Source organism: Bacillus sp. JJ1474 (genome assembly GCF_036965225.1).
GTDB lineage: Bacteria > Bacillota > Bacilli > Bacillales > Cytobacillaceae > Cytobacillus.
The window spans coordinates 1-7,413 of record NZ_JBALPC010000234.1; the positions used below are offsets into that span (position 1 = coordinate 1).

At 34.8% G+C, this 7,413-nt stretch carries 9 protein-coding genes; 1 reads left to right on the forward strand and 8 read right to left on the reverse strand.

What is annotated here, in order from left to right; genetic code table 11:
- Both V7164_RS23065 and V7164_RS23070 read right to left on the reverse strand, forming a co-directional pair.
- Positions 1–400: DinB family protein (locus tag V7164_RS23065; RefSeq protein ID WP_335355344.1), on the reverse strand; the 400-nt coding region annotated here is incomplete at its 3' end.
- A 96-nt stretch (positions 401–496) separates the two neighbouring features.
- Positions 497–1,021 carry an RDD family protein gene (locus tag V7164_RS23070; RefSeq protein ID WP_335347208.1) on the reverse strand — a complete coding sequence of 175 codons (525 nt, stop codon included), beginning with the start codon at positions 1,019–1,021 and terminating at the stop codon, positions 497–499.
- 260 nt (positions 1,022–1,281) lie between these two features.
- On the opposite strand from V7164_RS23070, the gene V7164_RS23075 reads away from it, so the two are divergent.
- Positions 1,282–1,488 (forward strand): hypothetical protein, encoded by a 207-nt coding sequence (locus V7164_RS23075; RefSeq protein WP_335347207.1) that lies wholly within the window; start codon positions 1,282–1,284, stop codon positions 1,486–1,488.
- 41 nt (positions 1,489–1,529) lie between these two features.
- Here V7164_RS23075 and V7164_RS23080 read toward each other — a convergent pair whose 3' ends face one another.
- The 6 genes from V7164_RS23080 to V7164_RS23105 all read right to left on the reverse strand — a co-directional run bounded on the left by V7164_RS23080 (position 1,530) and on the right by V7164_RS23105 (position 7,113).
- Positions 1,530–1,706: a hypothetical protein gene (locus tag V7164_RS23080; protein ID WP_335347206.1), complete on the reverse strand. Its 177-nt coding sequence runs from the start codon at positions 1,704–1,706 to the stop codon at positions 1,530–1,532.
- Positions 1,707–1,768: 62 nt separating this feature from the next.
- The gene (locus V7164_RS23085; protein WP_335355345.1) at positions 1,769–2,647 is read right to left on the reverse strand and encodes an NAD(P)-dependent oxidoreductase; all 879 of its coding nucleotides are present in this window, start codon (positions 2,645–2,647) and stop codon (positions 1,769–1,771) included.
- A gap of 492 nt (positions 2,648–3,139) precedes the next feature.
- Entirely contained in the window at positions 3,140–3,604 is a 465-nt protein-coding gene (locus tag V7164_RS23090) for a hypothetical protein (RefSeq protein WP_335345362.1), read from the reverse strand.
- 147 nt (positions 3,605–3,751) lie between these two features.
- Positions 3,752–4,978, reverse strand: coding sequence for a hypothetical protein (locus V7164_RS23095; protein ID WP_335345361.1), 1,227 nt, complete (start codon positions 4,976–4,978; stop codon positions 3,752–3,754).
- Positions 4,975–6,174 carry a DUF58 domain-containing protein gene (locus V7164_RS23100; protein ID WP_335345360.1) on the reverse strand — a complete coding sequence of 400 codons (1,200 nt, stop codon included), beginning with the start codon at positions 6,172–6,174 and terminating at the stop codon, positions 4,975–4,977. Before V7164_RS23100 ends, V7164_RS23095 begins: the two co-directional genes overlap by 4 nt.
- Before the next feature lie 3 nt (positions 6,175–6,177).
- The gene (locus V7164_RS23105) at positions 6,178–7,113 is read right to left on the reverse strand and encodes an AAA family ATPase (RefSeq protein ID WP_335355346.1); all 936 of its coding nucleotides are present in this window, start codon (positions 7,111–7,113) and stop codon (positions 6,178–6,180) included.
- Positions 7,114–7,413: the final 300 nt, after the last annotated feature.

A 7,413-nucleotide genomic window follows, 5' to 3' on the forward strand; every position in this document is an offset into this window, starting at 1 on the left:
CTTTAAAATAGTCTTTAATAGTTAATTTATGATCACCTATATGAAAGGCAACTTCTAACTCATCTTCATTCATTTGATTAATCATAGAAACAAATTGTTGTCTAATGGATAATAGCTCATCTAACAATTTCTCTTTTGAAACATTCTTCGAGTATTCTGCCGCCTGGTCATTAACTTTTTGAAAATCAGGGAATTTATCAAGCTTTGCTCCCTCTTTAAAAAAAGGAAAACGTTCATTTATTGAATAACGGTCCCAATATAGTAAATGTGCTATTACCGCCCGTACCGGCCATTTTCCTTCTGATATAGGAACCATCCACAAATCATCCTTTAATTCTTTTAAAGTACGTAACCACTCGGAAAACGCTTCGTAATGATTTTGAATATCATTCATTTTCATCCTAAAACCCCTTAATATTTTTATTAATTCGTCAACATTTACAGAATTTCCTCTTTAAAAAAAGCTGCATTGTTTTTTTCCAACGCAGCTTTTTTACTATTTTTTTATGACAGTCGTACCTGCAATTAAATCGTGAAGGGATTGCTTTTTCTCCGTAAAGGCAGCAATAATGTAACCAATTAATAGGATTCCTGATAAAAAAGACATTGCTAAATATCTGCCTAAAGCTCGCCAGAAGGAAATTTTGTTTCCTTTTAAATCCGTAACCTTTAATCCTAGCAATTTTTTTCCTACAGTTGCTTGCCATTTTGAAGCGTGCAAACCAGCGAAATAAGCAACGGCCCCTATAATATTAATTAATAATGATAGCCCAAGTGCTCCTAAATAAGAACCAAAGAGTAAGAGTGCTTCCTCATCAGTTATTTCGGTTGCATACGGATCGCCAAAAAGTAAATCAAGTGCACCAGTGCCCCCAAAAAAGATCATAAAAATAATCATCGTAACGATAAATAATGGCACACCAATAATGATGGAATCAATTATATAAGCTGCAAATCGAATCCAAAATCCTCCGTATTCCTTCCTTTCTTCATACGGTTGTTTATCCAAAATCGTTTCCACAGTATTACCTCCAAAACACTTTATAGTAAAATAATGACCTTCTATTATACTAATAGCATTTTATATTATACTCAATAATTTCTAATAATTAACATTACTAAAATACCATTTTATTGGCTTTTTAGGCAGAATAATTTTATCCTTGAATAATTCGACTTTTTTGTGAACAACTTCACATATCCATAGACACCGATCCCTATGAATTATAAAATTGAGTTATAAAAGATAACAACTAATAAAATTTAAAGAGGTGCTATATCATGATGAAAGGCACAGCCATCCTATTTCAAGAAAATCAAAAAGTTACTGTTATTGAAAACGTAGACCATTCTACTTTTGAAGAAATGGAGGCACAAAGTGGGTGTGACCATTGCAAATGCACTCTAGAAAATATTGAATTTGACTTTGGTCCAGTTTCTCCAGTTTTTTGGCATGAAAATGAAGTTGACTGGGATTACGGATATTAATAAAGAGGAAAAGGTGAGCCATTTTAAGCTCACCTTTGTTATTATCCCTTATATTTCCCATTATTTTTCGCTGCTTTTTCCTTTTTTGCTTTATCCTTATGAATTTTATTTGTGTCGGTACTTCCCATTTCATGTGCAAATTCCGTGTCTAATACAGCTGAATCGAAGCCTTTTTTATTTTTTTGCTGAGGATCATTTTTTTTCGTTTTTTTTGCCATAGAAGAACCCCCTTTTAATAACAATCAAATTTATTATTATATAAAGAGGATTTCATTATTCATTAACGATCCCAATACTTATAAAGTGCTTGAGTACCGCTGTTTTCCTCCCCGGCTTCAGCAAGCTTTGCATACATTTCCTTTGCCAATGCTAAGCCAGGTGTATCCATCCCCATTCCCTCAGCTTCTTGTAAAGCAATGTTTATATCCTTAATGAAATGCTTAATATAAAATCCAGGATCAAAATTTCCGTTTATCATTCTTGGTGCTAAGTTTGAAAGGGACCAGCTGCCTGCAGCACCTGTCGATATGCTTTTCAATACAGTCTCTGGTTCAAGACCAGCCTTTTCTGCATAAACGATCGCTTCACATACTCCAATCATGTTCGAAGCAATGGCTATTTGGTTACACATTTTTGTATGCTGTCCAGAACCAGCATTTCCTTGATAGACAATATTTGTTCCCATTAAGCGAAAGATTGGTTCCATTTCCAAAAATGATTCTTTCTCCCCGCCAACCATGATTGAAAGCTTTGCTTCCTTTGCACCGATATCACCTCCAGATACTGGTGCATCAAGAGCGAAAATACCTTTTTTTCTTGCCTCTTCATATATTCGTTTAGCAAGAGTTGGAGTGGACGTTGTCATATCGATGACAAACGATTTTTCTTGTCCGTTTGTAATAATTCCATTTTCCCCTAAATATACCTCTTCCACATCTGAAGGATAGCCAACCATTGTAATAATGACATTTGCCTTTTCTGCAACATCTTTAGGAGAATTTGTCCATTCTGCACCTTTAGCAATTAAATCTTCAGCTTTCGTTTTTGTCCGTGAATAAACAATTAATGGATATCCTGCATGAAGCAAATGCCCTGCCATACTTTTCCCCATGACACCTGTTCCAATAAAGCCGATGACCGTATTATCACGTAACCCCATCTTTAAACTCCTCCCCCATCATTTTTATGTATTTATTGTCAATTTCACTGCTAATTCTATTCTACTTCAAGTTGAAGTCAAAAAGAATATTCCCTATATAAAAGTTAGAGTTTTTCTATTATTCTATTTTATACATTAAGCAGTAGCTGCCTTCATTTATATGGAAACGAAAAGGAAAAAGACTAGACCAAATAGTCTAGCCCTCCCCAAGTTTCATGCGCTTTAACATTATTTCCTATCAATTCGGTTACATACTAATCAAAGAAAAGATTTTTATCGCAGATTAACGGGCTGTAAGACCCACCACTTCAAGAAGTTGAGTAAGACAAAAATTTCTAAGCAGGGGATCAACAGCCCGTAAAGGCCCGATTATAGGAACACAGACTAAGAACGCCACGTCCTGTGGCAACGTCTCTGTTACCCACATCCTGTGGGCCGCAACTAACAATCAGTGGGGGATGAAAGAAAACCCCCACTGATTGAAGTTTCACTTTATAGCTGAGATGAAAAATTTGTTAAAAAAGCTTTAGCAATGACCTGTTTATCATTAAAGACCTCTACCGACACTGCATCCTCTTTCATGATCATCTTTTCAATTTCAAATACATGGAGATCTTTAAGTAATGGAATCGGATTCATAAAAATAAAGTTATCGTTGCGATTATTAACCTCAATATACTCGCCTGTAAATTTTACATCAGACCCATATATAATTTCATTTGTACCTAAAGCCGATGCAAGTTTTGCATTATGTATAGATACTTTTACTTTGTAAAGCCTCTCTCCGCTTAATATTTTATCATTAATTTTAAACCGAAACTGCAGTTCATTGTTTTTCGTCAACAATGCCTCCGCATGACTGTTTACGATCGATTGGCCAGATCCAGCTTGCTGACAGCTTGTCAGCACGAGAGAAAAAAGAATAAGCAAAAATAGTTTATAAGCTTTAAGTTGCATCAAGTTTTCCTCCTTTTTCCTACCATAGCCTTTAAAGATAAATGATAAACATAATAAATAAAAAAAACCGGCATTTGTTATTTGCCGGTAAGTCGGATTTTTTATTGTGCTACTTATTATCATGCTAAACAGACATACAACTGCCCTTTATTTTCTCAGCTCTTTATTTTTTCTAGCTTTCAATTCCATTTTTTTGAGCTGGAGCTTCTCCTTAACTAATTTCTCTTCCTTATCAGAAAAAGGCAAATGTCCATATCTTACTCTTTCATATATTGAAGTGATGTCCTCAAAATCGAGAATTTCTATCCGATTTATCCAATCAGACAATGATTCATATGGAAGACGTCCTAATTTGCGCTTTTTTGCAAATTTCTCAAATGCATATATTTCTTTACGAATAAGATTTTTAGAATCATTCACTTTACCTTTAGAAAGAAATAACCCATTTTCCTTAATAATTAAACTTTCAGTAGAATATCCCTTCGTATCAGTTTCTATTTTCTCTATATTTTTCATTTTTTTGCGCTTATAAACATAGAAAAATAGAAAAATTAAACCTACTGTGAAAACAATAGTCCCAATAAGAGTCATGTCAACAGGAATCTGTCCTCCAACATCCTCCCATTCAGTTGGAATAACTGTATCCTCTTGAGTACCTTGGCTGTTGTTAAATTGCTCCATTTTTTCCGACCAATTTACTCCCTCTGCCCACTTGAAAAACGGAGAGGAAATAAACGCAATCGCTGTTACCCCTATTTGTAAAAATGAGAAAAATAGTTTTTCATACAGCTTCATCCCCGCAGAAATAATAAGCCCTGCAAATCCCATCCCTGCTATAAGACCCATTAAGGGAAGAAAAAAATGCTTTTTATTGTTTATTTCAGATTCTACAGCTAGCCAACGCCTAATAAAACCACCGAGCGTAATAAATATTAACTGGGCAATCATAATGGCCCCGATGACTTTCATATATATATCGGATGAAAGTCCTGTAAAAAAGATTAGAAAAATTCCCGTTACAATGGTAAGTATTATCCATAATCCCTCATTTTGCTTGTCAAACTCATTATGATGAGATAGCGTTCTCCAAAAAACAAAAAAAACAATAAGTAAATTACCAAAGAGGGGGAACCCAAGCCATCCTCCAGCAAAAATGAGAATTGGAGCTAGAAGGATAAAAAATATTAGTTTAGCCTTATCACTATACTTTAGAAGTAATATCGTAAAGAAGAAACACCCCAAAACCATTAATGAAAAATAGGAGAACAGCGGAATCTCCTTTTTATGTAATGAGTAAGGAACAAAAAGGACAAAGGCACCAAAAATAATTTCGATGCAAAGCAAATACATGATATTCCAGCACTTTCTTTTCAATTTCCTATCACGTCCTTCATAGGGAATTGTATTGGCAAAAGAATCGCTTCCAAGTCTTTTTCTAATGTAAGCTCTAAAACAGATGTTCCTTTTTGCTTAAATAGGCGAAGAAGCTCATCAGATTGTGTTGATCTATGACCTCCGTGTATGAAAAAAGGCTGATTTGTTAGATGTCTACTGTAAAAAGACAGCATCTTTTCATACGGATAGGCAGAGGAATACGGATTAACATAGGCTAGTGCTTCAAGTACTTTTTGAAGCTGCTCATTGCCAACTCCTGCTGGTATATAATAAAAAGGAATAGACCCTGCAACTCGGATATTGATGCATAAAGAAAAGGGAATTTGCTGTTTGGCTGAATAATAGGCTAGTTCCGCTGCACTGCTGATAAACTCTTCAATTTGGCTACTTATAGCATGGCCATTTGCAATATTTAGCGATAAGTGCCAACCCGTTTCCGCTACCCGATCATATATTTTCGTTTGGAGTGTTTGCATTCTAGCGCTTGCTTTCCAATGTATTCGATTAAAGCTATCTGAAGATACATATTCCCTAGTTCCCGCGGGGGATAGGAAGTCCTCATACAAGGAAAAGCTGGCAGGGGATTCGCCCGGTCGGACAGAAAGAAACAAACCCTTATTTTTCACAGGAAAAGGCAAAGGATACACAAGAGCCTCAGGCAAAAATAAAAATTTATATTCTAATACCGTTTCACCTAAACCAAAGAAGTGCGGAATTTGCAATTCAATTGTACGAATTTTTGCAACTCCTCTTTTAATTGTTTTAAAAGGAATTTTAACAATCGTTCTCTGATTATAGTTTAATGACATCGGAAGGTTCACTTCATATTTTGTAAGCCGCTTATCTCCAAAACCATCTAAAGGAGCTACCTGATCATCGAAATATACTCTTAATTGCCCCTTCATTATTGGAAGTCCTTTATTTTCAAAAACTAATACCCACTCTCCATTTTCCTGAGGAAAAAACTTGTTTCTCAATTTCAAATTTTCTAGATAAAGCTTCTTTCCCACATGCTTTAAATAAAATGAATTCGCAAAAACAAATAGGAGTAAAAACACTGCTAAGAAAAAAATAAGAAATGATTGGAAATAAAAGCTCGAGAAAATTAAAAATACAGCCAATACTCCTGTAAAACTGAAGAAACTATCCTCTACTGAGTATTTTTTCCACTCCATCGATTAAACTCCTGCCTCAACTGGAACAGGAATTGATTCAACCACTTCTTGTAAAACTTGTTCAGATGTTTTTGTTAATGAAGCTTCAGTAGTTAAATAAATTCTATGGCCTAAAACGTATGGGACCATTTCTTTAATATCATTAGGAACAACAAATGATCTATTATTTAAAAAAGCTTTTCCTTGTGCTGCTTTCATTAAAGCAAGTGTTCCCCTTGGACTTACCCCAAGTTCAATGGAAGGATGCTCTCTTGTTCTTCTGACTATTTGAATAAGATACAGTTCAACCTCCTCATTCATTCTCACAGCCTTTACCCTATTTCGCATTTCTTCTAAGACGGATGGTGTAAAGATTAATTCCAATTCACTTGATTTTTTTTCACCTCTTGCTATATGAATAATCTCTCTTTCTTCGTCCAAACTCGGATAATCCATTGATAATTTAATAAAGAAACGGTCCATTTGAGCAATAGGTAAAGAAAAGGTTCCTTGCTGTGAATCTACTGGATTCTGTGTGGCTATAACCATAAAAGGATCATGAACAGGAAGTGTATGACCGTCAATCGTGACCTGTCCTTCTTCCATGACCTCTAACAAACTTGATTGTGTTCTAGGTGTAGCACGGTTTATTTCATCTGCCAAAACAATATTGGCCATAATTGGACCAGGTCTTAACTCAAATTCCTGTCTCTGCGGATTAAAGAATTGTATTCCTGTTACATCACTTGGGAGTACATCAGGTGTAAATTGGATGCGAGAAAATTTTCCATTCATTATTTTTGAAAATGTTTTAGCTAGCATCGTCTTTCCTGTACCAGGGACACTTTCCATTAAAATATGTCCATTAAATAGTAATGAAATGGCAAGAAGTTCTACCTCTTTATCTTTGCCGACTATTACTTTACTAATATCAGTTTGAAGCATCTCTAACTCTTTCATTTTACCTCCTAATGGATTGAAATTAATAGTTTTTCCATTATAATTAATATATAGTAATTTCTGTGAATTTGAAAATGAAAAATTAAATTAACTATAAAATTTACACTTTAACTGGAGGTCAATAAATGAGATATAAACGTGAAGAAGCTTTTCGCTTTCAGTTTAGAACACCACTCGAAGCCTCTGTAAAAATTATTAAAGAAAATGGAAGCTATGTAGCAGCAAATGTCGAAACTGCTGAAATTATGGATGTCAGTCCACATGGGGTAAAATTTAAAACGCCACTGAATCTGCTTATTC

Coding starts and splice junctions, on each gene's coding strand:
- V7164_RS23075 (WP_335347207.1), top strand. CDS start 1,282: ATGATGAAAGGCACAGCCATCCTATTTCAAGAAAATCAAAAAGTTACT.
- V7164_RS23080 (WP_335347206.1), bottom strand. CDS start 1,706: ATGGCAAAAAAAACGAAAAAAAATGATCCTCAGCAAAAAAATAAAAAA.
- V7164_RS23085 (WP_335355345.1), bottom strand. CDS start 2,647: ATGGGGTTACGTGATAATACGGTCATCGGCTTTATTGGAACAGGTGTC.
- V7164_RS23090 (WP_335345362.1), bottom strand. CDS start 3,604: ATGCAACTTAAAGCTTATAAACTATTTTTGCTTATTCTTTTTTCTCTC.
- V7164_RS23100 (WP_335345360.1), bottom strand. CDS start 6,174: ATGGAGTGGAAAAAATACTCAGTAGAGGATAGTTTCTTCAGTTTTACA.
- V7164_RS23105 (WP_335355346.1), bottom strand. CDS start 7,113: ATGAAAGAGTTAGAGATGCTTCAAACTGATATTAGTAAAGTAATAGTC.